The organism is Pseudomonas sp. MPB03, from assembly GCF_046605385.1.
GTDB lineage: Bacteria > Pseudomonadota > Gammaproteobacteria > Pseudomonadales > Pseudomonadaceae > Aquipseudomonas > Aquipseudomonas zanjanensis.
Genome location: NZ_CP176770.1, coordinates 4,997,083 through 5,017,836 on the forward strand (window position 1 = coordinate 4,997,083; position 20,754 = coordinate 5,017,836).

At 60.8% G+C, this 20,754-nt stretch carries 22 protein-coding genes; 12 read left to right on the forward strand and 10 right to left on the reverse strand.

Features of this window, described 5'->3' with window-relative positions:
- The first annotated feature begins 74 nt into the window (after positions 1–74).
- On the forward strand, positions 75–1,277 hold the full coding sequence (locus ACLH0I_RS21555; RefSeq protein WP_411385338.1) for an MFS transporter: 1,203 nt from the start codon (positions 75–77) through the stop codon (positions 1,275–1,277).
- Positions 1,278–1,337: 60 nt separating this feature from the next.
- Here ACLH0I_RS21555 and ACLH0I_RS21560 read toward each other — a convergent pair whose 3' ends face one another.
- The 4 genes from ACLH0I_RS21560 to ACLH0I_RS21575 all read right to left on the reverse strand — a co-directional run bounded on the left by ACLH0I_RS21560 (position 1,338) and on the right by ACLH0I_RS21575 (position 4,805).
- The gene (locus ACLH0I_RS21560; protein WP_003204476.1) at positions 1,338–1,529 is read right to left on the reverse strand and encodes a PLDc N-terminal domain-containing protein; all 192 of its coding nucleotides are present in this window, start codon (positions 1,527–1,529) and stop codon (positions 1,338–1,340) included.
- 71 nt (positions 1,530–1,600) lie between these two features.
- On the reverse strand, positions 1,601–2,131 hold the full coding sequence (locus tag ACLH0I_RS21565) for a hypothetical protein (protein ID WP_186708176.1): 531 nt from the start codon (positions 2,129–2,131) through the stop codon (positions 1,601–1,603).
- 234 nt (positions 2,132–2,365) lie between these two features.
- Complete coding sequence (locus ACLH0I_RS21570; RefSeq protein ID WP_411385339.1) at positions 2,366–2,884, reverse strand: ankyrin repeat domain-containing protein; 519 nt, start codon at positions 2,882–2,884, stop codon at positions 2,366–2,368.
- Between the two features lie 94 nt (positions 2,885–2,978).
- Entirely contained in the window at positions 2,979–4,805 is a 1,827-nt protein-coding gene (locus ACLH0I_RS21575; protein WP_411385340.1) for a long-chain-acyl-CoA synthetase, read from the reverse strand.
- Positions 4,806–5,160: 355 nt separating this feature from the next.
- On the opposite strand from ACLH0I_RS21575, the gene ACLH0I_RS21580 reads away from it, so the two are divergent.
- On the forward strand, positions 5,161–5,439 hold the full coding sequence (locus tag ACLH0I_RS21580; RefSeq protein WP_003204481.1) for a DUF3509 domain-containing protein: 279 nt from the start codon (positions 5,161–5,163) through the stop codon (positions 5,437–5,439).
- Positions 5,440–6,267: 828 nt separating this feature from the next.
- Here the strand turns inward: ACLH0I_RS21580 and ACLH0I_RS21585 are convergent.
- Genes ACLH0I_RS21585 through aroC form a run of 3 tightly spaced genes read right to left on the reverse strand, consistent with a single transcriptional unit; the run spans position 6,268 to position 9,107 of the window.
- Complete coding sequence (locus tag ACLH0I_RS21585; RefSeq protein WP_250964856.1) at positions 6,268–6,801, reverse strand: 1,2-dihydroxy-3-keto-5-methylthiopentene dioxygenase; 534 nt, start codon at positions 6,799–6,801, stop codon at positions 6,268–6,270.
- A 34-nt stretch (positions 6,802–6,835) separates the two neighbouring features.
- Positions 6,836–7,981, reverse strand: coding sequence for an MFS transporter (locus ACLH0I_RS21590; protein WP_411385341.1), 1,146 nt, complete (start codon positions 7,979–7,981; stop codon positions 6,836–6,838).
- Between the two features lie 34 nt (positions 7,982–8,015).
- Positions 8,016–9,107: a chorismate synthase gene (gene aroC, locus ACLH0I_RS21595; RefSeq protein ID WP_411385342.1), complete on the reverse strand. Its 1,092-nt coding sequence runs from the start codon at positions 9,105–9,107 to the stop codon at positions 8,016–8,018.
- Positions 9,108–9,250: 143 nt separating this feature from the next.
- On the opposite strand from aroC, the gene ACLH0I_RS21600 reads away from it, so the two are divergent.
- Together ACLH0I_RS21600 and ACLH0I_RS21605 are read left to right on the forward strand one after the other, a co-directional pair.
- Complete coding sequence (locus ACLH0I_RS21600) at positions 9,251–10,216, forward strand: alpha/beta hydrolase (protein ID WP_411385343.1); 966 nt, start codon at positions 9,251–9,253, stop codon at positions 10,214–10,216.
- Positions 10,217–10,322: 106 nt separating this feature from the next.
- Positions 10,323–11,111: a hypothetical protein gene (locus ACLH0I_RS21605; protein WP_250964852.1), complete on the forward strand. Its 789-nt coding sequence runs from the start codon at positions 10,323–10,325 to the stop codon at positions 11,109–11,111.
- 320 nt (positions 11,112–11,431) lie between these two features.
- On the opposite strand, the gene prmB is transcribed toward ACLH0I_RS21605, so the two are convergent.
- A complete protein-coding gene (prmB, locus tag ACLH0I_RS21610) occupies positions 11,432–12,340 on the reverse strand; it encodes a 50S ribosomal protein L3 N(5)-glutamine methyltransferase (RefSeq protein ID WP_411385344.1) in 909 nt (302 codons plus the stop codon).
- Positions 12,341–12,594: 254 nt separating this feature from the next.
- Between prmB and ACLH0I_RS21615 the strand changes: the two genes are divergently transcribed.
- From ACLH0I_RS21615 to ACLH0I_RS21625, 3 genes are all read left to right on the forward strand, one after another.
- Positions 12,595–13,185, forward strand: a complete 591-nt coding sequence (locus tag ACLH0I_RS21615; protein ID WP_014339619.1) for a cysteine hydrolase family protein — start codon at positions 12,595–12,597, stop codon at positions 13,183–13,185.
- A 130-nt stretch (positions 13,186–13,315) separates the two neighbouring features.
- The gene (locus tag ACLH0I_RS21620) at positions 13,316–13,636 is read left to right on the forward strand and encodes a hypothetical protein (RefSeq protein WP_014339620.1); all 321 of its coding nucleotides are present in this window, start codon (positions 13,316–13,318) and stop codon (positions 13,634–13,636) included.
- Between the two features lie 73 nt (positions 13,637–13,709).
- Positions 13,710–14,267 carry a Smr/MutS family protein gene (locus ACLH0I_RS21625; RefSeq protein ID WP_025214971.1) on the forward strand — a complete coding sequence of 186 codons (558 nt, stop codon included), beginning with the start codon at positions 13,710–13,712 and terminating at the stop codon, positions 14,265–14,267.
- Positions 14,268–14,357: 90 nt separating this feature from the next.
- Here the strand turns inward: ACLH0I_RS21625 and ACLH0I_RS21630 are convergent, their stop codons facing one another.
- Positions 14,358–15,017: a hypothetical protein gene (locus ACLH0I_RS21630; protein WP_250964849.1), complete on the reverse strand. Its 660-nt coding sequence runs from the start codon at positions 15,015–15,017 to the stop codon at positions 14,358–14,360.
- A 371-nt stretch (positions 15,018–15,388) separates the two neighbouring features.
- Between ACLH0I_RS21630 and folE the strand changes: the two genes are divergently transcribed.
- A complete protein-coding gene (folE, locus tag ACLH0I_RS21635; protein WP_010456659.1) occupies positions 15,389–15,934 on the forward strand; it encodes a GTP cyclohydrolase I FolE in 546 nt (181 codons plus the stop codon).
- Between the two features lie 104 nt (positions 15,935–16,038).
- The gene (locus ACLH0I_RS21640; RefSeq protein WP_186710078.1) at positions 16,039–16,410 is read left to right on the forward strand and encodes a glutathione S-transferase N-terminal domain-containing protein; all 372 of its coding nucleotides are present in this window, start codon (positions 16,039–16,041) and stop codon (positions 16,408–16,410) included.
- 144 nt (positions 16,411–16,554) lie between these two features.
- Here ACLH0I_RS21640 and ACLH0I_RS21645 read toward each other — a convergent pair whose 3' ends face one another.
- Positions 16,555–17,721, reverse strand: coding sequence for a PLP-dependent aminotransferase family protein (locus ACLH0I_RS21645; RefSeq protein WP_186730640.1), 1,167 nt, complete (start codon positions 17,719–17,721; stop codon positions 16,555–16,557).
- Positions 17,722–17,801: 80 nt separating this feature from the next.
- Between ACLH0I_RS21645 and ACLH0I_RS21650 the strand changes: the two genes are divergently transcribed.
- From ACLH0I_RS21650 to ACLH0I_RS21660, 3 genes are all read left to right on the forward strand, one after another.
- A complete protein-coding gene (locus tag ACLH0I_RS21650; protein WP_250964846.1) occupies positions 17,802–18,239 on the forward strand; it encodes a MarR family winged helix-turn-helix transcriptional regulator in 438 nt (145 codons plus the stop codon).
- A 334-nt stretch (positions 18,240–18,573) separates the two neighbouring features.
- Positions 18,574–19,923 carry an NCS2 family permease gene (locus ACLH0I_RS21655; RefSeq protein ID WP_411385345.1) on the forward strand — a complete coding sequence of 450 codons (1,350 nt, stop codon included), beginning with the start codon at positions 18,574–18,576 and terminating at the stop codon, positions 19,921–19,923.
- Positions 19,924–19,985: 62 nt separating this feature from the next.
- Entirely contained in the window at positions 19,986–20,612 is a 627-nt protein-coding gene (locus ACLH0I_RS21660; RefSeq protein WP_411385346.1) for a LysE family translocator, read from the forward strand.
- Positions 20,613–20,754: the final 142 nt, after the last annotated feature.

Genomic DNA, 20,754 nt, shown 5'->3' on the forward strand with positions numbered 1-20,754 from the left:
ACCACAAGCCCTGTTCCAGAGCCCTGTAACGCTTTAGCCTCGCGCCATCTTTCCTGTTCACTGACGAGATTGCCATGAGTGCTCATCCCCCCACCACGCCCGGCAGCACCCTGACCCGCGGCATGGTCCTGCTCTTCGCCTTCTGCTGCGGCGCCATCGTCGCCAACATCTATTACGCCCAACCCATCATCGAACTGATCGCCCCTGACGTCGGCCTGAGCAGCACCCTGGCCAGCCTGATCGTTTCGCTGACCCAGATCGGTTATGCCCTGGGCCTGTTTTTCCTGGTGCCGCTGGGGGACTTGCTGGAGAACCGCCGGCTGATGATCCTCACCACGCTGGTGGCGATTGCCAGCCTGCTGGGGGCTGCCTTCACTGACCAGCCGAACGTGTTCCTGCTGGTCTCGCTGCTGGTGGGTTTCAGTTCGGTGTCGGTGCAAGTCCTGATTCCGCTGGCCGCGCACCTGGCGCCAGAAGAATCCCGGGGACGGGTTGTCGGTGGGATCATGGGCGGCCTGCTGCTGGGCATCCTGCTGGCGCGGCCCATCTCCAGTGTCGTGGCCGATCACTTCGGCTGGCGCGCCATGTTCATCATCGCCGCCGCGTTGATGGCCGCGATCAGCATCGTCCTGGCGCTGACCGTGCCCAAGCGCCAGCCCGACCATAGCGCCTCCTATGGCCAACTGCTGGGTTCGCTCGGCACCTTGCTGCGCCAACAGCCGCTGTTGCGGCAACGGGCGTTCTACCAAGCCTGCATGTTCGCCACGTTCAGCCTGTTCTGGACCGCCGTTCCGCTGGAGTTGTCCCGCAACCACGGCCTGTCCCAGACTGAAATCGCCCTGTTTGCCCTGGTTGGCGCCATCGGTGCCATCGCCGCGCCCATCGCCGGCCGCCTGGCCGATGCCGGCCATACCCGCAATGCCTCGCTGCTGGCGATGCTGTTCGCCAGCGTGAGTTTCCTGCCGGCGTTCATCCATCCGCTCTACAGCGTGATCGGCCTGGCGGTGACCGGTGTGGTCCTGGATTTCTGTGTGCAAATGAACATGGTCCTGGGCCAGCGCACCATTTACGCCCTCGATGCCAAGAGCCGCAGCCGGTTGAATGCGTTGTACATGACCAGCATCTTCGTCGGCGGCGCCTTCGGCTCATCGATTGCCAGCGCGGTGTACGAGCACGGCGGCTGGTTGTGGGTGGTCATCGTCGGCAGCGCCTTCCCGCTGTTGGCCTTGCTGCGCTTCCTGAGTGCCTCGCAAAAAGCTTCCCTGGCCACGGCCTGATTACCCAGGCACAAAAAATGCCCGGTCGCTCAAGGCGCCCGGGCATTTTTCATGGAGCATTCAAATCCGCACGTTGCCACGCGGCCCGGCAATCGCCCAGATGATCAGGCCCAGGACCGGCAGCAGCAGGATCAGCAGCACCCAGAGGATTTTCATCCCGGTTTCCGCGCCACTCTTGAGGACATTGATGATCGCCCAGATATCGAGCGCCAGGATAATCAGGCCGACCAGGCCGTTGAAGGTGGAACCCATGGTGTCGCTCCCAAATGGTGGTGTGCACCCTTAGGATAGCGGGCCCCCGGCAAGGGTTCCGTTTTATTGCTTCAGACGTGGACCGCGACCTTGAGGGCTTCCAGGGCCGGCGCGGCAGCGATGCCGACTTCGGCACACAGCTCCAGCACCCGTGGCACGTCGTTGCCGTACACCAGCACCATCTGCAATTCATCGTCGAGCAACTGGCTGAAGTTCATCAACACGTAGCCGCCATTTTCCTTGTTCAGGCTACCCATCTGGATCTGGATGCGGTTGAGCGCGGTCAGGGCTTCGGTCTTCGCCAATTGCTTGGGCTTGAGGTTGAACGCCACGCCGGGGCCGAACGAGGCGACGATCTGCTCGAACAGGTCCACGTAGGTGTCGGCCTGGAACAGCACGGTGTCCGGCAGGCTGCCCACCACCACCCATTCCCCCAACGGAATCGGGAACGTGTCGTCGTAATTGATATCGGGATTGGCCGCCAGGAAAGCCGTCGGGTCCGCGTAGGCCTGGGCCGCTTCATCAGCGATTTTCTCGATGTCCGCCTCGCCGAGGCAGCCGGAGCTGATTTTACCGATGAGTTCGATGAGGGCGGCTTTCATGGGGGTGAATCCTGTGGCGAATGGAGTTTTGAGGGCGGGCAGGATAGCGCATCGCACCGGTCGAGTCAGGAACCTGTGGCGAGGGAGCTTGCTCCCGCTCGGCTGCGAAGCAGTCGTAAATCCGCTGGGCAGGGTAAACCTGACAGGTTGCGGTGGCTGGATTTGGGGCTGCTACGCAGCCCAGCGGGAGCAAGCTCCCTCGCCACAAAAGCGGTCGGGATCTGCTTTGGGCCTTCAACCCAACAATTTTTCCAACTGCGCCGTGGTGTCCACCGCGCCCATGGTCCGCGCGGCATCGAGGGCCGAGACGCCGTTGGCGTCCTTGGCTTTCGGGTCGGCGCCTTTGCCGATCAGGTAGTCGACGATTTCCACCCGGTTGAACATCGCCGCCATCATCAAGGCGGTACGGCCATCGAAGGAAGCGCCTTCCACCTGCGCGCCGCCGTCCACCAGCGTCGCGACCACGGGCAGGTCGCCCTTGAACGCCGCGCCGGCAATCGGGCTCTGGCCGTTGTCGTTGCGGATTTCCGGATCGGCCTTGTGCTCCAGCAGCACTTTCACCGTTTCCACATGCCCGTGGTAAGCGGCCAGCATCAACAGGGTGTCACCCTTGTGGTTGCGCAGATTGGGCGGCAGGCCCTTGCTCAACAGCGCGGCCATCATGGCGGCGTCGCCCTGGCGCGCGACGTTGAACACCTGCTCGGCAAACTCGGCAGCCTCTTCCGGGGTCATCTGGCGGCTTGTATCGGACATCGGGAACTCCACTCGGGTCTTCGCAAAGCGGCTAGTTTCCCGAGGGACCTGGGCGCTGTCATCCCTTTTTTCACTGCGCCCGTCATAGCCAGAATCAATAACGCAGTTGGCCGCCCTGGATCCGGGTCGCCAGTTGCCGGTCGACCCGCACGTAGGTGTCGGTGCCGGGAAGCCAGGCATAGACCGGCTCATCCCCAGTGCCACACGGATCGAACCCTTCGGTCTTGAGGCGCGTCTTCTGGTACTTGAAGGTGCCGGTAGTGTCCATTTTCACCTTGATGCGCAGGAACAGCGGCACGGCATATACGGGCAACTTGCAGTGCAAAAATTGCAGCAGCTCGCTGAAATCCAAGGTCGCCAGGGATTCAGACGGGGTGATCGCCGCCATGCCGGCGCGGCCGTTGGTGCCATTGATCTCCACACCGTAAGCCACCGCCTCGGCCACCTGCGGGTGTTGCAGCAAGACGTTTTCGACTTCCGTGGTGGAGACGTTTTCGCCTTTCCAGCGATAGGTGTCGCCGAGGCGATCGACGAACTGCCCATGCCCGAAGCCGATGTTGCGCAACAGGTCCCCGGTGTTGAAATAACGGTCGCCCGGCACGAAGACATCCCGGCAGATGGTTTTTTCGGTCTTGGCGGGATCCGTGTAGCCATCCAGTGGCGCCTTCTCGTCGATCCGCGCCAGCAGCAGGCCCGGTTGGCCCCTGGGGACTTTTTGCATGCGCCCTTGCAGGTTGCGCAACGGCAAGCCGCTGGCTTGGTCGTACTGCACCAGCTCCCAGCCCATCAGGGAAAACCCGACGGTGTTGTCGAAATTCAGGATATTGGTGAACCCGATATTGCCGTCGCTGGCCGCATACAGCTCGCAGATGTGGTCAACGCCGAAACGCGTCTTGAAGGTCGACCAGGCCCCGGGGCGCAGGCCGTTGCCGATCATTTTCCTCACACTGTGGTGGCGGTCATCGGCAGCGACAGGCTGGTCGATCAGGTAGCGGCACAACTCGCCGACATACCCCAGGGTGGTCGCCCGGTAACGGCGAACGTCGCTCCAGAACTGGCTGGCGCTGAACTTGCGGCGAATCGCGAACCCCGATGCGCCACAGATCGCCGCGCCCCAACACACGCACAGGCCAGTGGCGTGGTACAGCGGCAAGGTGCAATAGACGACATCGTCGGGCTGCATGTCCAAGGCGATCAGGCCGAAGCTGGTGGACGTGCGCATCCAGCGACCATGGCGAAAGACTCCGGCCTTGGGCAGCCCGGTAGTGCCCGAGGTGTAGAGATAAAAACATGGATCGTTGCAAAAAACCTGCTGGCTGCACGCCGGGTTATCGCCGGGGTAATCCGCACAATCAGCCATCAGGTCGACGAAGCCGGACGGAACATCGCCACTGTCCTGATCCGCTACCCACCAGGTCCTGCCGCTCGACAGCGCGGTGCGCGCTCGCACGTCGTTGAAGGCCGCGACCCGCTCGTCCCCGACCACCACCGCGACCGGGTTGACCAGGGCCAGGCTGTGCACCAGCGCATCGCCGGTTTGCGAGGTGTTGAGCATGGCACTGACCGCGCCAACCTTGGCCATCGCCAGCACGCTGATCAACAGCTGCGGCCGGTTCTCGATGAAGATCGCCACGCAATCGCCCTTGCCGATGCCCTGGGCCAACAGGTAATGGGCGATGCGATTGGCCTGCGCGTTGACCTGTGCATAACTCAACACCGTGTCGCCACACAGCAATGCCGGGCCCTGGGGATTGCGTTGCGTGGCCTGTTCGAAACACCAGCCCAGGCCACAAGGCTGGGTCGGGTCCTGGACATTGGCCAGCTTCATGCCTTTGACGATGCGCGGGACGGCCCTGGCGATGGCAGGCAACTTGCGCAGCATCATGCCCCAGGTAATGGTGTCGTTGGGTGTACGACTCATGGTGATTTCCCCGTTCGACCTCGTGGGTCTCGGTTCTTGTTATCGGGCTGGCGGTGATTTTGGCTCGAAAGTACGCTCGCACTTGCGAGGCTGTACACGCGGTTTTTGCAATGTTTTGTATCCGCTGCCCGAGACAGGCGAAGCGTGAGCGCCGGAAAACGATTTGGTTCCAAAAATCATTGCCGGACCACGCAAAATGCAGGATGCACGGTGGCCATTCATGCAAGATGCACGAAAGCAAAATCCCACACAAAACATAACCTATTGTTTTTAAAGTATTTATTGAAAACTTAGATGCTGGCACAGACAGTGCAACCACCCCTCCACGGTTTGCCACACCATGGAGCAGTCAACTATGAACATGATTCAAGAAAAGTTTGCGTCCCTGTTTTCCAACTACGAAGTGACCACTCAGCCCCGCCCGGATGGCGGCATTTTGCTGACCTTGCGCAATAGCGACGGCAAGCTGTTCAAGCGCACGATTTCCTATGCTCAATTGCATGCGGGGGACCAGTTGTCCTGGGCGATCAGCGCGATCCGTCGCGACCTGGCTGAACAGGCCAGCGAGTTGCCACAGATCACGCTGTTGCAGAGCCAGCATCGGTTTGCGCTGCCGACTTACCATAGCGCTTGAGTCTGCTGGTCAATTTGATTTGCTGTTTACTTGGAAACGGCGCTTTTCAGAGATGGGAAGCGTCGTTTTTTTGCGCCTTCTTTTGAGGGCAATTGATCGGTGTGTATATCCGTTTCTGCGGTAACGGCCACTTATGACTGATGGGGACCGCGTTCCTCCTGTGGGAGCGGGCTTGCTCGCGAAGGCGGTGGGCCCGTTTGCAGTGATGTTGGATGTGCCGGCCTCATCGCGAGCAAGCTCGCTCCCACAGGGGATCTTGGGTGTTCATGAGTCTTGTGTTCACCGCAGATCCATTGTGGGAGCGAGCTTGCTCGCGAAAGCGGTGTGTCAGTTGACGGTGATGTTGGTGGGCCGGCCTCTTCGCGAGCAAGCTCGCTCCCACAGGGGATCTTGGGTGTTCATGAGTTTGTGTTCACCGCAGATCCATTGTGGGAGCGAGCTTGCTCGCGATAGCGGTGGCTCAGCCACATAGATGTCGGCCTTTGCCCCACTCTTGCTCTTGCTCTTGCTCTTGCTCTTGCTTTGGATCTTGATCTTGATCTGAACGCCCCGTTAAACCACGCTGGCCGAACGCAGGCATTGCGCAGTGGGCACCTCGGCATGGATGCCGAGGTAGCCGCGCTGGGCCATGGATGGCCCTTCGCGGCGGCCCACGGAGCAATGCCGGAGTGAGGGCACACCGAGCCTAGGCGAGGTGCCGAGTGGTGGGGCAAAGCGCTTTTGGTTACTTTTGGCGCTCTTCCAAAAGTGACCCGCTGTAAGAGCGGAACCATAAGCAGCCGTTACCGCAGCAACGGATATACACAAAAATCTCACACCAGATACAGGTCAATCCTCCAAACGAGGAAACCGCCGAGCAATATCATCCCCAGTAACCTCGGCAACCAACCCCTGCAAATCACCAGACAACCGAATCGAAACGAAATACGGCCGCTCCCCCCCATCAAACCAATGCGGCATACCAGCAGGCACCGTGATCAAGTCGTTCCTTTCACACAACACGGCGTAGACATAATCGCCGATGTGCAGACTAAACAACCCCCGACCACTAACGAAGAATCGTACCTCTTCCTGGCTATGACAGTATTCATCAAGCCCTCCAGCCGGTTCCGGATGATCGCTTCTAACGCTAACCACATCGACCGCAACATACCCCCGCTCAGTCATCACCCCATCGATCTGAACCTGGTAAGCCGCAATGATCTCCTCCTCACTGGCACCCGGCTGAATTTTCACCGCCGCTTCCCAACGGGCAAAGCGAACACCTTGCTCAGCCAACGTCGCGACAATGTCCTCGAAGTGGGTCAACACCTTGTTCGGAATCTCAGGGCTCGAAACGTGATAGACGGACAGGCTGCTCATGAAAATGGCTCCAGCAAATTAACGGTTCGAAGGCTCATGGCCGGTCCTCTTGCATACGTGTCGCAATGATAACGGCTGCCGCAAAGGCCGCGAGGCTGGCGAGGCTGAAGGTCCAAGTGGCGCCCAGGGCGTTCCAACTGTAGCCGGAATACAACGCGCCCAAGGCCCCGCCCGTGCCGGCCAGCGCCGCATACAGCGCCTGCCCCTGGCCTTGCTGGCGAGGGCCGAAGCTGCGTTGCACGAAATGGATGGCGGCGGCGTGAAAGCTGCCGAAGGTCGCCGCGTGCAGCACTTGGGCAAACAGCAGCACCCAGAGAAATTCGGCCAGCGAACCCAGCAGCAACCAGCGCAACGCCGCCAGCAGGAAACTCACCAGCAGTACCCGGCGCACGGAAAATCGCGCCAGGATCCGGCTCATCAGCAGGAAGACCAACACCTCTGCCACCACGCCGACCGCCCAGAGCAGGCCGATCAAACCGCGACTGTAGCCCAGGCGTTCGAGGTGCAACGTCAGAAAGGTGTAATACGGCCCGTGACTCACCTGCATCAGGCCCACGCAAGTGTAGAACGCCAGTACGCCAGGGTTGCGCAGTTGCCGCAGGAAGCCCTCCCCCGCGACTCGCGGCCCCTGCAATGGCTGGGCATTGGGCACCCAGAAACTGGCGAGGACGATGCCGGCCATGATCAACACCAGGGCTACCGGGTAGATGTCCAGGCTCAGCCATTCGAACAAGCGGCCAAGCACGACCACAGTGATGATGAAACCGATGGAGCCCCACAGGCGGATCTGGCTGTAGCGCGAGGCCTGCCCGCTCAGATGGGCCAAGGTGATGACTTCGAACTGCGGCAACACCGCGTGCCAGAAAAATGCGTGTAACGCCATGACCATCGCCAGCCAGGCGTAGCTTTTGTCGATGAAGATCAGCGAGAAGGCCAACAGCGTGCAGATCGCGCCAAAGCGCACGATTGCCAGGCGTCGGCCGGTGTAATCCCCCAGCCAACCCCAGATGTTCGGCGCCACGCAACGCATCAGCATGGGGATGGCCACCAGCTCGCCGATGCGCGCCGCGTTGAACCCCAGGTGATCGAAATACAGCGCCAGGAACGGCGCCGTCGAACCGAGCAGCGCGAAATAGAACAGATAGAAGCTGGAAAGCCGCCAGTACGGCAGTGCCGCCACGGTCGTCAGGCCACGGCGGCTGGCAGGCCGACCATCAAAGCTGCCCCAGCACCGGGGTGCTGACGCGCACGTCGGCGTTCTGGCCGCGATGACGCAGCAGGTGATCCATCAGCACGATGGCCATCATCGCCTCGGCGATGGGCGTAGCACGAATGCCGACGCAGGGGTCGTGACGGCCCTTGGTGATGACCTCCACCGGGTTGCCATGGACATCGATGGAGCGCCCCGGCGTGGTGATGCTGGACGTCGGCTTCAAGGCCAGGTGCGCCACGATCGGCTGGCCCGAGGAAATGCCGCCGAGGATGCCGCCGGCATTATTGCTGAGGAAACCCTCAGGCGTCAGTTCGTCACGGTGTTCGGTACCACGCTGGGCGACGCAGGCAAAACCGGCGCCGATTTCCACGCCTTTCACCGCGTTGATGCTCATCAGCGCATGAGCCAGCTCGGCGTCGAGGCGGTCGAAGATCGGCTCGCCAAGGCCCGGCATCACGCCTTCGGCGACGACGGTGATCTTTGCGCCGACCGAGTCCTGGTCCCGGCGCAGTTGGTCCATGTAGGCCTCGAGTTCTGGCACCTTGTCTGGATCGGGGCAGAAAAAGGCGTTCTGCTCTACCGAGTCCCAGGTCTTGAACGGGATTTCGATGGGGCCCAACTGGCTCATGTAGCCACGGATGACGATGCCCTGGCTGGCCAGGTACTTCTTGGCAATCGCCCCGGCCGCCACGCGCATGGCGGTTTCCCGGGCCGAGCTGCGACCGCCGCCACGGTAGTCGCGTTCACCGTATTTGTGGTGGTAGGTGTAGTCGGCGTGGGCCGGGCGGAACAGGTCCTTGATGGCCGAGTAGTCCTTGGACTTCTGGTCGGTGTTGCGGATCAGCAGGCCGATGGCACAGCCGGTGGTGCGTCCTTCGAACACGCCGGACAGGATTTCGACTTCATCGGCTTCCTGCCGCTGGGTGGTATGGCGGCTGGTGCCGGGCTTGCGGCGGTCCAGGTCACGTTGCAGGTCGTCCAGGGAAATCTCCAGGCCCGGCGGGCAGCCGTCGACAATGGCGACCAACGCCGGGCCATGGCTTTCGCCCGCGGTGGTGACAGTGAACAGCTTGCCGTAGGTATTGCCGGACATGCAGGGTGCTCCGTGAAAAACGCTGAGAGACTCAACCTTGGATTCGTAGTGGGCGCCAGTATACGCAGGCTCCCCGCGTAGTTCATCCTCGAACCTTATCGGCGCCCACCAGTCCAACCGGCACCTTCGCAACTAATGGCGTGATGATGTTAAAGCTGCTAGCCCTAAGCCTTACCTTGTTCACCGGCCTGTTTTCCTGCCTGGCCCAGGCCACGGTGCTGCAACGCCCGATCAGCCTCGACACCGGCAATGGCGAACTATTCGGCTCATTGTTGCTGCCCAAGTCCGACACGCCCGTGCCGGTTGTCCTGATCATTTCCGGGTCCGGTCCTACAGACCGCGACGGTAACAACCCCGAGGGCGGGCGCAACGACAGCCTCAAGCGCCTGGCCTGGGTCTTGGCCAGGCACAACATTGCCAGCGTGCGCTATGACAAACGCGGCGTGGCCGCCAGCCTCGCAGCGACACCGGACGAGCGCAACCTGAGCGTCGAGACCTATGTCGCCGATACCGTGGCCTGGAGCCGCAAACTCGCCGCCGACCCACGCCTGGGCCCGTTGATCCTGCTGGGCCACAGCGAAGGCGCGTTGATCGCCAGCCTCGCCGCGCCCCAGGCCAACGCGGCGGCGGTCATTTCCCTGTCCGGCAGTGCCCGGCCAATCGACCAGGTACTGCGCCAACAATTGAGCAACCGCCTGCCACCGCCGCTGATGTTGCGCAGCAATGAGCTGCTCGACAGCCTCAAGGCCGGGCGACTCGACGACAACGTGCCGACGCAACTGCAGGTGATTTTCCGCCCCAGCGTACAACCCTACCTGATCTCGTTGTTCCGCCAGGACCCGGCTCGGGCTTTCGCCGCGTTGAAGATGCCGGCCTTGATCATCCAGGGCAGCAACGACATCCAGGTCAGCATCGATGATGCCCGGCAGTTGAAAGCCGCCAAGCCCGACGCCGAGTTGGCGCTGATCCAGGGCATGAACCACGTGATGCGCATCGTGCCCAACGACGTCAAACAACAACTGGCTTCCTACAAAGACCCCAACCTGCCCCTGGCGGCCGAGCTCGGCACGCGGGTTCTGCGTTTTATTGACGCGTTAGCCGCGCGTTAGGCGGTTTTAGTCGATTTAGCTTCAGTACTGGCAAAAATGGCCGATAACCCGGTGTCGGATAGCGCAATGGCTACCGACCCGCCGGCCTGGACAGGATTTTGCCGTTATGACTGAAACTCAAGCTTCCCCCGACACCGCTGCCGAAGCCCCCGCCTCGTCCGTGGCTGAGCTGCCGTGGGCCGACGTACAGACCGAGCATCACAAGATGCTCCGGCTGGCGCCGCTCAAGACCGACCGCGCCACCGGCGTGCGGCCGTTGCGGTTTGTCGAGTTCAGCTATGTCGAGCGCCACAGCAAGGAACGCAGCCTGCTGCGCATGACCCTCCAACTGCCGAACCAGCGGGTGCGCAAGGAACAGAATCATCTGGACGTCTGGGCCGATCACGTCGAGAAACGCCTGACTTTTTCCCCGGACAACCTCCAAGTCGAGCCGTTGAACCGTGGCATCGGCCGTTTCCTCGCGGCCCAGGGTATTACCTGGGCCAAGAAGCGCTGGTCGGCCTATCAGGTAGACGGCACCGACCTGGATAACAAGGACGCCCTGAACGAAGACACGCGCCTGCGCCGTGATCGCTTCCTCAAGGCCCAGGGTTTCGAGGTGGCCTACGCCGACGCCCAGCACCTCAAGGGTAGTATCAAGTCAGCCCAGGTTGGCGATTTGGTCGGCGACTGGAACACCGAGAAGCTGCAGTTCGTGACCATCCTCGAAGCCGCGCAGATGCTGCAACAAGCCGAGCAGAACCTGGCGGAACAGGAAGTCAAACTCAAGCAGCAGGAAGAGAAGGTCACCAAGTTCAAGCGCGAAGACACCGGTTTGCGCTTCACCATCACCTGCCTGGTGGCCTTCGCCATGTTTCAGGCGGGGTTGCTGATCTGGATTGCGACGCGGCACTGACTCCAACCGCGCATGAACACCCCCTGTGGGAGCGAGCTTGCTCGCGATAGCGGTGGGTCAGTCAATTCAATGCCACTGACCCGACGCCATCGCGAGCAAGCTCGCTCCCACAGTGGGGTTGCCGCGCAATACAGACAATCCCGTGGCGAGGGAGCTTGCTCCCGCTCGGCTGCGTCTGTAGGAGCTGTCGAGTGCAACGAGGCTGCGATCTTCCCCAGCCACTTGAATCTCAAGCGAAAGATCAAAAGATCGCAGGCTTCGCCAGCTCCTACAGGGCCCAGCGGGAGCAAGCTCCCTCGCCACAAAAGCGGTCACAGTGGTCAAACCCGCGAAGCAAACAACGCCTGGTGCTCGCGGCACTGCTCGGCGCTGAGCATGAACACGCCATGCCCGCCGCGCTCGAAGTCCAGCCAGGCAAAATCGACTTCCGGGTACAGCGCCTCGACGTGCACCTGGCTGTTGCCCACCTCGACAATCAACAGCCCCTTCTCGGTCAGATGATCGGCCGCCTCGGCCAGCATCCGCCGAACCAGGTCCAGGCCGTCATCGCCACAGGCCAGACCCAATTCCGGCTCGTGCTGGTATTCCTGGGGCATATCGGCGAAATCTTCCGCATCGACGTAGGGTGGGTTCGACACGATCAGGTCGAAACGTTGCCCCGGCAAACCTTCGAAGCCATCACCCTGGACGGTGAATACGCGCTCATCGACACCGTGGCGCTCGATGTTCTGGTTGGCCACTTCCAGCGCTTCGAACGACAGGTCGGCCAGCACCACTTCGGCTTCCGGGAATTCATAGGCACAGGCGATGCCGATGCAGCCGGAACCGGTGCACAGATCGAGAATCCGTGCCGGCGCCTGGCCCAACCAAGGCTCGAAACGCTTTTCGATCAGCTCACCGATGGGCGAGCGTGGAATGAGCACGCGCTCATCAACAATGAACGACATCCCGCAAAACCAGGCTTCACCCAACAGGTAGGCCGTCGGAATGCGCTCGGCAATGCGTCGGCGCAGCAGGCGCTGCACATGGACCAGTTCTTCGTCTTCAAGACGGCAGTCCAGGTAGCTGTCGGCAATTTCCCACGGCAGATGCAATGCGCCCAACACCAGTTGCCTGGCTTCGTCCCACGCGTTGTCGGTGCCATGGCCGAAAAACAGATCCTCTCCATGGAAACGGCTGACGGCCCAACGGATATGGTCGCGCAGGGTACGGAGACGGGAAGTGATCACGGCGGCAAACTCCAGAAAAATCGACGGGCGAGTCTACCAGTCAAACGCGGCGCCACCCAAACGCGCCTCGATGACGAACGAAAAGCGCCGGACCAACCGTAGGATTTATCGTTTTTTTGCACCGCCTATTGAACGAGACGAGCATCTTGACAAGGCTGTAGGCCAGCAACGGCGGCCCTTGCGATGGAAGCGATTCACAGAACCGCTCAGCCAGAGGAGAATGTCGCAAAAGCCCCACTCGAAGGAGCCCCAGAATGTCCGTTCCAAAAACGATGTTTCAACTCAGCGGCCGTGGTTATGCAGCGGCCAACCTGAGTCAAGCGACCTTGATCATCATCGATGCCCAGAAAGAATACCTCGCCGGGCCCCTGGCCCTGAGCGGCATGGATGCAGCCGTCGCGAACATCAAGCAACTGCTCGGCGCGGCCCGCGCAGCCGGTCGCCCGATCGTGCATGTGCGCCACCTGGGCACCCATGGCGGGCTGTTCGATCCACAAGGTGAACGCGGGGAGTTCATCCCCGGCCTCGAACCCCAGGGCGACGAAACCGTGGTCGAAAAGCTGCTGCCCAGCGCCTTCCACGGCACCGAGCTGAAAAAACGCCTGGAAGACTTCGGCCCCCTGGACCTGATCGTGTGTGGGTTCATGAGCCATTCCAGTGTCAGCACCACCGTGCGCGCCGCCAAGAACCTGGGCTTCCGCTGTACCCTGGTGGAAGACGCCTGCGCCACGCGCGACCTGCCATACAAGGGCGGCGTCCTCAGCGCCGAGCACGTGCAGCAGACCGAAATGGCGATCATGGCCGACAACTTCGCCACCCTGGCCCTGACCCGCGACTTCATCTGATGCGCCTTGATGAGCGGCCACTCCCGCCGCTCATCCGCAAAAGCCTCTCATTTGCTGCAATTGCCCTACCTTCAGGAACAACCCGAATATCTTCCGGTCGAAGGGCCGATACCCATTGAGGAAGGTCGGAATGAAGTTATCCGATGGTTTTGACGCACGTCGCTTGCGGCCCAAGGGCCCGAGCAACTGGCGGTTTCGTTTCGGCGCGGCGATCGCCGCGCTGCTGGCAACACTCGGTGTACTGCTGGCCATGGCCGGTGCCGCCAGCCTGCTGGGCCGCCCTCCCGCACTGGGCGAGTTGAATGCCACCCCAATGGGTTCGGCGATCATCCTGGCAGTCGGTCTTTTCGTACTGTTGCTGGGCGTCTGGCTCTGGCGCCGCTGCCGCCGTCGCGCCCGCCAATCCCTGGAGCTGGCCATGGCTCCGCACCTGATGAAAAAGCACGACTGATCCGCCACTCGACGTTTTGTCGCGCCTGATCCCGCCAGAGTTGGGTAAACTGGCCGGCTTCGCGGAGGCTGACATGCAAGACGACGACTTTTCCTTGTTCAAAAGTGCGATCCAGGGCGTAAAACCGATCAAACACGACCGTGCCGAGACCGGCAAGCCCAAGGCCGATCGCGCGCAGATCGCCAAGCTGCGCCAAGCCGCCACCGTGCGCACCGACGCCACCACCGTGGACGGCTTGTCCGATCAGTTCGTGATCGACGTCGGGCCGGAAGACGAGTTGATGTGGGCCCGCGACGGTGTCCAGGAAAGCCAGATGCGCAAGCTGAAGGTCGGCCAGATCCCCTTCGAAGGCAGCCTCGACCTGCACGGCATGACCGTCGAAAAGGCCCGGGAAACCCTTTGGGCGTTCCTGGCCGAAGCCACCAAGTTCGAGATCCGCTGCGTGCGCGTCACCCATGGCAAAGCCGTGCGCCTGGACGGCAAGCGGCCGATGATCAAGAGCCACGTCAACACCTGGCTGCGCCAGCACCCGCAAGTGCTGGGCTTCACCTCCTGCCAGGCAAAACACGGCGGCGCCGGGGCGGTCTACGTGATGCTCAAGCGCACCATGATGGAAGGCCGCGACGAATAGACCTGTTGTCCTACCCGCCAGCGCATGCATGGAAGTACCGAGATAAAAAAAGCCCCGCAATGGCGGGGCTTGATGAATGATGTTTTGTTGTTAAAACGACTCGGCCGGCTTATTGGCCTGATGCGCCAGCTTGATTTGGTCAAGCTTTGAGAAAGTAAACTTTATAATCAAATAAGCATCGTTACCTATGCCGTTGATGCTTAAATCCACGCTCCTCATATTGTCAGGTGCCAGCTCTACTAAGCCACGAAAATTTCTAGCGCCTTTAATCGACATTCCATTTTCAACGAACGTGTAAGTAATATTACCCGCATTCAAGGCCGTATTTTCAAAACTTGAAAACTCGGCAGTTACTTCCTCGATGCTTTTGGATTTGCCCGCAAGGACGAGTAAATCCAGAATAGATTTGCCGTCGCTAACCGCGACCATATCGAAGTTCTTCTCCAAGGCGCCCATCGCGCGCTGGAACAGTTCATGATCAACGGGCGAAAGTAACGAAACCATTGAAAGCTTGTCATTCTTGAAAACCAACGACGCCGTGAACTTCTGTTCAATAAAGACCAATTCGGTGCATTTTACGGTAGCACCCACTTGCGTCGAACAATCATAGTAACCGGCAGCCTCGGTGTAGTTGGCGATAGGGGAGTCATAAGCGAAGTTCTTGAACAGGTAGTCAGCTGCAACTGCATCCTGCGTTCCCGAGAGAGTGGCTACCATGGACAGGGCCAGCGCACAGATTCTTTTAGACATGGATTCCGTTCCTGAGAGAGAGGGCAAGAGATAGCGTAATGCTACCAGTCCTGAAGCAGATTTGTCTCTTCAACCCAAGCAGGCCGGTACGGTCAACCGAGACCTCAGGACAACACTGATCGGATTGGAGGTTCGCGCCCGCCGGCCATACAACTGCCGTCACACTTAGGCTACCATGTGCAGCACGGCGGGCATGAAACCCTGCAATCACTGCCTCTCAGCTCGGTCAAAGCGTCAATTGCTGTCGACCTATGCCCACTGGATCTCCCGGATCGACTGGATGGCCTGGGCAGAATCGAAACGCTCGATTGGTACAAAATGGGTACAGACAGAACAAGTACCCTCCTGAAACCCTTATGGAATCAGCCTCTGTGACACTGGAACAGAATTACACCGCGATTCTCGGCCAACTGGGCGAGGACGTTTCCCGCGAGGGCCTGCTCGACACGCCCAAGCGCGCTGCCAAGGCCATGCAGTACCTCTGCCGCGGTTATGAACAGACCCTGGAAGAAGTCACCAACGGTGCCTTGTTCAGCTCCGATAACAGCGAGATGGTGCTGGTCAAGGACATCGAGTTGTACTCGTTGTGCGAGCATCACTTGTTGCCTTTCATCGGCAAGGCCCACGTGGCCTATATCCCGAGCGGCAAGGTACTGGGGCTGTCAAAGGTCGCGCGTATCGTCGACATGTACGCCCGTCGCCTGCAGATCCAGGAAAACCTCAGCCGCCAGATCGCCGACGCGGTCCAGCAAGTGACCGGCGCCCTGGGCGTGGCGGTGGTGATCGAGGCCAAGCACATGTGCATGATGATGCGCGGTGTGGAAAAGCAGAACTCCTCGATGATCACTTCGGTGATGCTCGGCGAGTTCCGGGAAAACGCTGCCACTCGCAGCGAATTCCTCAGCCTCATCAAGTAACGCGTCGCAAGAAGAAAACCGGCATTGATCGCCGGTTTTTTTTCGCCCGTGAAAAATCAGGTAAGCTGCGCGCCCTCTTCTTCCCTGCCGCGAGGCTGAATACCGTGATCGTCAAAGCGCTTCGAGTTGGCTTGGGCCAGCTCATCATTTTCATCGACTTCATTACCCGCCCTGGCAAGAAACAGCGCCCGGCCGAGGCCCAGGCGCAGGTCGACCAGGCCGCTCGCAGCCTGACGCTGTATCAATTCCATGCCTGCCCGTTCTGCGTGAAGACTCGCCGTACCCTGCGTCGCCTCAACGTACCGGTGGCCCTGCGCGATGCGAAAAACAACGAGCAGGATCGCCAGACGCTGCTGGAGCAAGGGGGCAGGATCAAAGTGCCGTGCCTGCGCATTGAAGAGAATGGCGAGACCACCTGGATGTATGAGTCCAAGGTGATCATTGATTATTTGGATAAGCGGTTTTCTGCGGCCTGATAGTTTTATGGTGTGGCGACTGGCCTCATCGCGAGCAAGCTCGGCTCCCACAGAGGACAGTGGTGAATACAAATCCAGTGTTCACCAAGTCCCCTGTGGGAGCCGAGCTTGCTCGCGATGGGGCCAGCCCAGCCACCGCCTAAATCAGGCTGCTTTTGCAGCCAACGCCTCCCGCACCACCCCCGCCAACCGCTTGAGTCCTTCATCCAACCGCGCCGGGTCGATGTGACTGAAGTTCAAGCGCAAGTGCCCCGGATGCTGGTCCGGCTCAGGAAAGAACGGCTCCCCCGGCATGAATGCCACGTCGGCCGCCAGGGCGGCGGCGAGCAAAGTGCGGGTGTCCAGCGGTTGCCTGAGGGTCAGCCAGAAAAACAACCCGCCCTGGGGCACGTTCCAATCCGCGATATCAGCGAAATGCGTTTGCAACGCCGCCTGGAACCGATCGCGACGGTCCCGGTAGAAATCCCTCAACTCACTCAAATGGCTGCGGTACTGCTCGGTGCCGATCCATTGCAGCGCCTGCCACTGGCCGATGCGATTGGTGTGCAGGTCCGCCGATTGCTTGAGCCGCAGCAGATGCGGGAACAGATCCGGACTGGCGATCAGGTAGCCCACCCTTAGCCCCGGCAACAGGGTTTTCGACACGGTGCCGGTGTAGATCCAACTGGCCTTCTTCAAGCGACTGACAATCGGCGTGGCACTGCCGCCATCGAAGGTCAGCTCGCGGTAGGGCTCGTCCTCGATCAGGGTGACGCCAAACTCGTCCAGCAGCGCCGCCACCGCATCGCGCTTGGCCTCGCTGTAGCGCACCGCCGAAGGGTTCTGGAAGGTCGGGATCAGGTAGATAAACGCTGGGCGATGCTGCTCCAGCCGGGCCCGCAATTGTTGCAAGTCAGGGCCGTCGGCCTCCAGGGGAACGGTGATGCAGTCGGCGCCGAACAGCTGGAAAATCTGCAACGCCGCCAGATAGGTCGGCGCTTCGAGCATCACTTCGGTGCCCACGTCGATGTGCAGCTTGGCCGCCAAATCGAGGGTTTGCTGGGAGCCGCTGACCACCAGCACCTGGCTCGCCTCACAGGCCACGCCCAACGCCCGCGCCTGGGCTGCCAGGGCTTCGCGCAGGGCCGGTTCGCCTTCGCTCATGCCGTACTGGCCCATGGACAATGGCATGGCCGCCCATTCCACTTTCGGCAGCATGGCTTCGGCCGGCAGGCCGCCGGCGAACGACATCACCTCAGGACGCTGCGCCGCCGCGAGGATTTCTCGAATCAAAGAACTTTTGAGGCGCGAGACACGTTCGGAAAAAGCCATGGGTCACCTGTAGCCGGTCGCTGGAATAATGAGTCAAACTGGTTGACCGAAATTACGCCGACTTCTGTGGATACGTCAATATGCTTGACCTTAAAAACCCTGCCTCCCAACAAATGGCCATGGAAGCGTTTTTCTTCGGTTACCAGGCGTTCACCGCCAAGGCCGATGAAATGCTCGAGCGCCGTGGGTTGAGCCGGGTCCACCAGCGCATCGTCTTTTTCATCGCCCGCTATCCGTCATTGAGCGTGAAGGAATTGCTGGCCCTGCTTGGGGTGAGCAAGCAGGCGTTGAACATGCCGTTGCGGCAGTTGATGGAAATGCACTTGGTGAACAGCGTTGCGTCCGAGACCGACAAACGCAAACGGCTGCTGGAACTGACCGCCGAGGGTGAGCGCTTTGAGCAGGCGTTACGGCGTGAACAGGTGAAATTGCTGGAGCGGGTGTTTGCCGAAGCCGGGGAAGCGGCGGTGGATGGGTGGCTGGCGGTGAATCTGGCACTGGCGAAATCCAGTGAATGAAGGCGTCTGATCCGACGCCATCGCGAGCAAGCTCGCTCCCACAGTGGGACTGTGGTGAATGCGAGGTCTGTGTTCACCCATGAACCTGTGGGAGCGAGCTTGCTCGCGATAGCGTCCTAAAGGTCGATATACCCCTATCGCCAAACATTTCGTCGACAACACAGAAAACATTATTTGCATTATTTGTATACAAAAGCATAATTCGCTTCGTGCGAGTTCCTGACCAACAGGTCAACATACCCTCGCCAGCCTTACCTGCCTCAGCGCATCGCGGCCACCCCCAGGGCGTTTGCGGTGCTGGAAATAACAATAAGACTCTTGAGGAGTACTCGCTGTGGAAAGCCGCAAACCCGAAGCCCGGACGCTGGACCTCTCGCCGCCACTACGCAGTGGCTGGCTGGAACGCCTCTTCAAACTCAGCTTGCATGGCACCACGGTGAAGACCGAGCTGATTGCTGGCCTGACAACCTTCATCACCATGGCCTACATCATTTTCGTCAACCCCAACATCATGGCCGACGCCGGCATCGATCACGGCGCCGCCTTCGTCGCCACCTGCATCGCCGCCGCCCTGGGTTGCCTGTTGATGGGCCTTTACGCCAACTGGCCGGTGGGCCTGGCACCGGGCATGGGCCTGAACGCCTTCTTCACCTACACCGTGGTCGGCACCATGGGCTACAACTGGGAGACCGCATTGGGCGCGGTGTTCATCTCCGGTGTGCTGTTCATGTTCCTGACCTTGTCGCGGGTGCGCGAGTGGCTGCTCAACAGCATTCCGGTGAGCCTGCGCTTCGCCATGGGCGCGGGGGTCGGGTTGTTCCTCGGGCTGATCGGCCTGAAAACCGCCGGGATCGTCGTGGACAGCCCTGCCACCCTGATCAAGCTCGGCTCGTTGCGCGAACCCGGTCCGTTGCTGGCCGCGGTGTGCTTCCTGATGATCGCCGTGCTCAGTTATCACCGTGTGTTCGGCGCGATCCTGATCAGCATCATCGCCGTGACCCTGTCCGGTTGGGGCCTGGGGTTAGTGCAGTACAACGGCGTCATGTCGACACCGCCGAGCCTGGCTCCGACCTGGATGGCGATGGACGTGGCCGGCGTGTTCAACATCAGCATGATCAGCGTGGTGCTGGCCTTCCTTTTCGTGCACATGTTCGACACCGCCGGCACCCTGATGGGCGTTGCCCAGCGCGCCGGCCTGGTGAAAGCCGATGGCAAGATCGAGAACCTGTCCCGCGCCTTGAAGGCCGACAGCGCTTCAAGCGTATTCGGCGCCATGGTCGGTGTACCGCCAGTGACCAGCTACGTGGAAAGCGCCGCCGGTGTGGCCGCCGGTGGCCGCACGGGGCTTACCGCCGTGACCGTCGGTGTGCTATTTATTGCCGCCATGTTCTTCGCACCGCTGGCCGGGATGATTCCGGCCTACGCCACGGCCGGGGCCTTGATCTACGTCGCCATGCTGATGATGGGCGGCATGGCCCACATCGAATGGGACGAAGCAACCGACAGCATTCCGGCCATCGTCACGGCCATCATGATGCCCCTGACGTTCTCGGTCGCCGACGGCATCGCCCTGGGTTTCATCACCTATGTGGTGCTCAAGGCCGGTACCGGTAAACACAAGGAAATTTCCGTCAGCCTGTGGGTGCTTTGCGCGATCTTCATCGCCAAGTTCATCTTCTTGTAAGCGCAACCGTATTCACCCGCCTCACCCCCTGGGTGAGGCTTTTGTACATCAGGAGCAAAGTAATGAATCTGGAAACCTGGCTGTTGTTCAGTGGCGCCGCATTGGTGGTGATCCTCATCCCCGGCCCGTTGTCGTTGTTGATGATCGGCAATAGCCTGAACTACGGCCTGCGCCGCTCCTATCCGGCATTCCTGGGGGGCGTGATCGCGTCGATCTGCCTGCTGAGTGCTTCGGCGCTGGGGCTCGGTGCATTGTTGATGGCCTCGGAGCAGTTGTTCAGCGCCCTGAAGATCGTCGGCGCCCTGTACCTGTTTTACCTGGCCTGGCAGAGCTGGCAGCAATCGCGCCAACCGTCCCAAGGCGCCGAAGTGCCCCAGGCTGTCGCCGTCCCGCGCTTTCGCACGCTCTTCGGCCGCGCGTTCGTGCTGGGAGCAAGCAACCCGAAAGACATCCTGTTCTTCGCTGCGTTCCTGCCGCAATTCCTGAGCGCCGAACAGCCATTCCTGCCGCAACTGCTGATCATGATCGCCACTTGGACCGTACTCGACCTGCTGTGCAAGCTGGCTTATGGCCTCGGTGCCCACGGCGCGGCGCGGTATCTGCGTACGGGTAAAGGCCAGGGCTGGTTCAACCGGGTCAGCGCCGGGTTGTTTGGTGGCGCGGGGGCGGCCTCCTTGTTGAGTCGCTGAGAAAGCAAAAGCATCGCGAGCAAGCTTGCTCCCACAGGTTTTTGTGACGACAAAAATCCAGTGTGGGGCTTGCTCGCGAAGGCACCTTCCCAGGCACCCTATTTTTCATGGACGAAAAAAAGCCCGCAGTGTGAGCGGGCTA

What these genes read in the sequence shown, in the direction of transcription:
- ACLH0I_RS21555 (WP_411385338.1), top strand. Translation starts at nt 75, where the DNA reads ATGAGTGCTCATCCCCCCACCACGCCCGGCAGCACCCTGACCCGCGGC.
- ACLH0I_RS21560 (WP_003204476.1), bottom strand. Translation starts at nt 1,529, where the DNA reads ATGGGTTCCACCTTCAACGGCCTGGTCGGCCTGATTATCCTGGCGCTC.
- ACLH0I_RS21565 (WP_186708176.1), bottom strand. Translation starts at nt 2,131, where the DNA reads ATGAAAGCCGCCCTCATCGAACTCATCGGTAAAATCAGCTCCGGCTGC.
- ACLH0I_RS21570 (WP_411385339.1), bottom strand. Translation starts at nt 2,884, where the DNA reads ATGTCCGATACAAGCCGCCAGATGACCCCGGAAGAGGCTGCCGAGTTT.
- ACLH0I_RS21575 (WP_411385340.1), bottom strand. Translation starts at nt 4,805, where the DNA reads ATGAGTCGTACACCCAACGACACCATTACCTGGGGCATGATGCTGCGC.
- ACLH0I_RS21580 (WP_003204481.1), top strand. Translation starts at nt 5,161, where the DNA reads ATGAACATGATTCAAGAAAAGTTTGCGTCCCTGTTTTCCAACTACGAA.
- ACLH0I_RS21585 (WP_250964856.1), bottom strand. Translation starts at nt 6,801, where the DNA reads ATGAGCAGCCTGTCCGTCTATCACGTTTCGAGCCCTGAGATTCCGAAC.
- aroC (WP_411385342.1), bottom strand. Translation starts at nt 9,107, where the DNA reads ATGTCCGGCAATACCTACGGCAAGCTGTTCACTGTCACCACCGCGGGC.
- ACLH0I_RS21600 (WP_411385343.1), top strand. Translation starts at nt 9,251, where the DNA reads ATGATGTTAAAGCTGCTAGCCCTAAGCCTTACCTTGTTCACCGGCCTG.
- ACLH0I_RS21605 (WP_250964852.1), top strand. Translation starts at nt 10,323, where the DNA reads ATGACTGAAACTCAAGCTTCCCCCGACACCGCTGCCGAAGCCCCCGCC.
- ACLH0I_RS21615 (WP_014339619.1), top strand. Translation starts at nt 12,595, where the DNA reads ATGTCCGTTCCAAAAACGATGTTTCAACTCAGCGGCCGTGGTTATGCA.
- ACLH0I_RS21620 (WP_014339620.1), top strand. Translation starts at nt 13,316, where the DNA reads ATGAAGTTATCCGATGGTTTTGACGCACGTCGCTTGCGGCCCAAGGGC.
- ACLH0I_RS21625 (WP_025214971.1), top strand. Translation starts at nt 13,710, where the DNA reads ATGCAAGACGACGACTTTTCCTTGTTCAAAAGTGCGATCCAGGGCGTA.
- ACLH0I_RS21630 (WP_250964849.1), bottom strand. Translation starts at nt 15,017, where the DNA reads ATGTCTAAAAGAATCTGTGCGCTGGCCCTGTCCATGGTAGCCACTCTC.
- ACLH0I_RS21645 (WP_186730640.1), bottom strand. Translation starts at nt 17,721, where the DNA reads ATGGCTTTTTCCGAACGTGTCTCGCGCCTCAAAAGTTCTTTGATTCGA.
- ACLH0I_RS21650 (WP_250964846.1), top strand. Translation starts at nt 17,802, where the DNA reads ATGCTTGACCTTAAAAACCCTGCCTCCCAACAAATGGCCATGGAAGCG.
- ACLH0I_RS21660 (WP_411385346.1), top strand. Translation starts at nt 19,986, where the DNA reads ATGAATCTGGAAACCTGGCTGTTGTTCAGTGGCGCCGCATTGGTGGTG.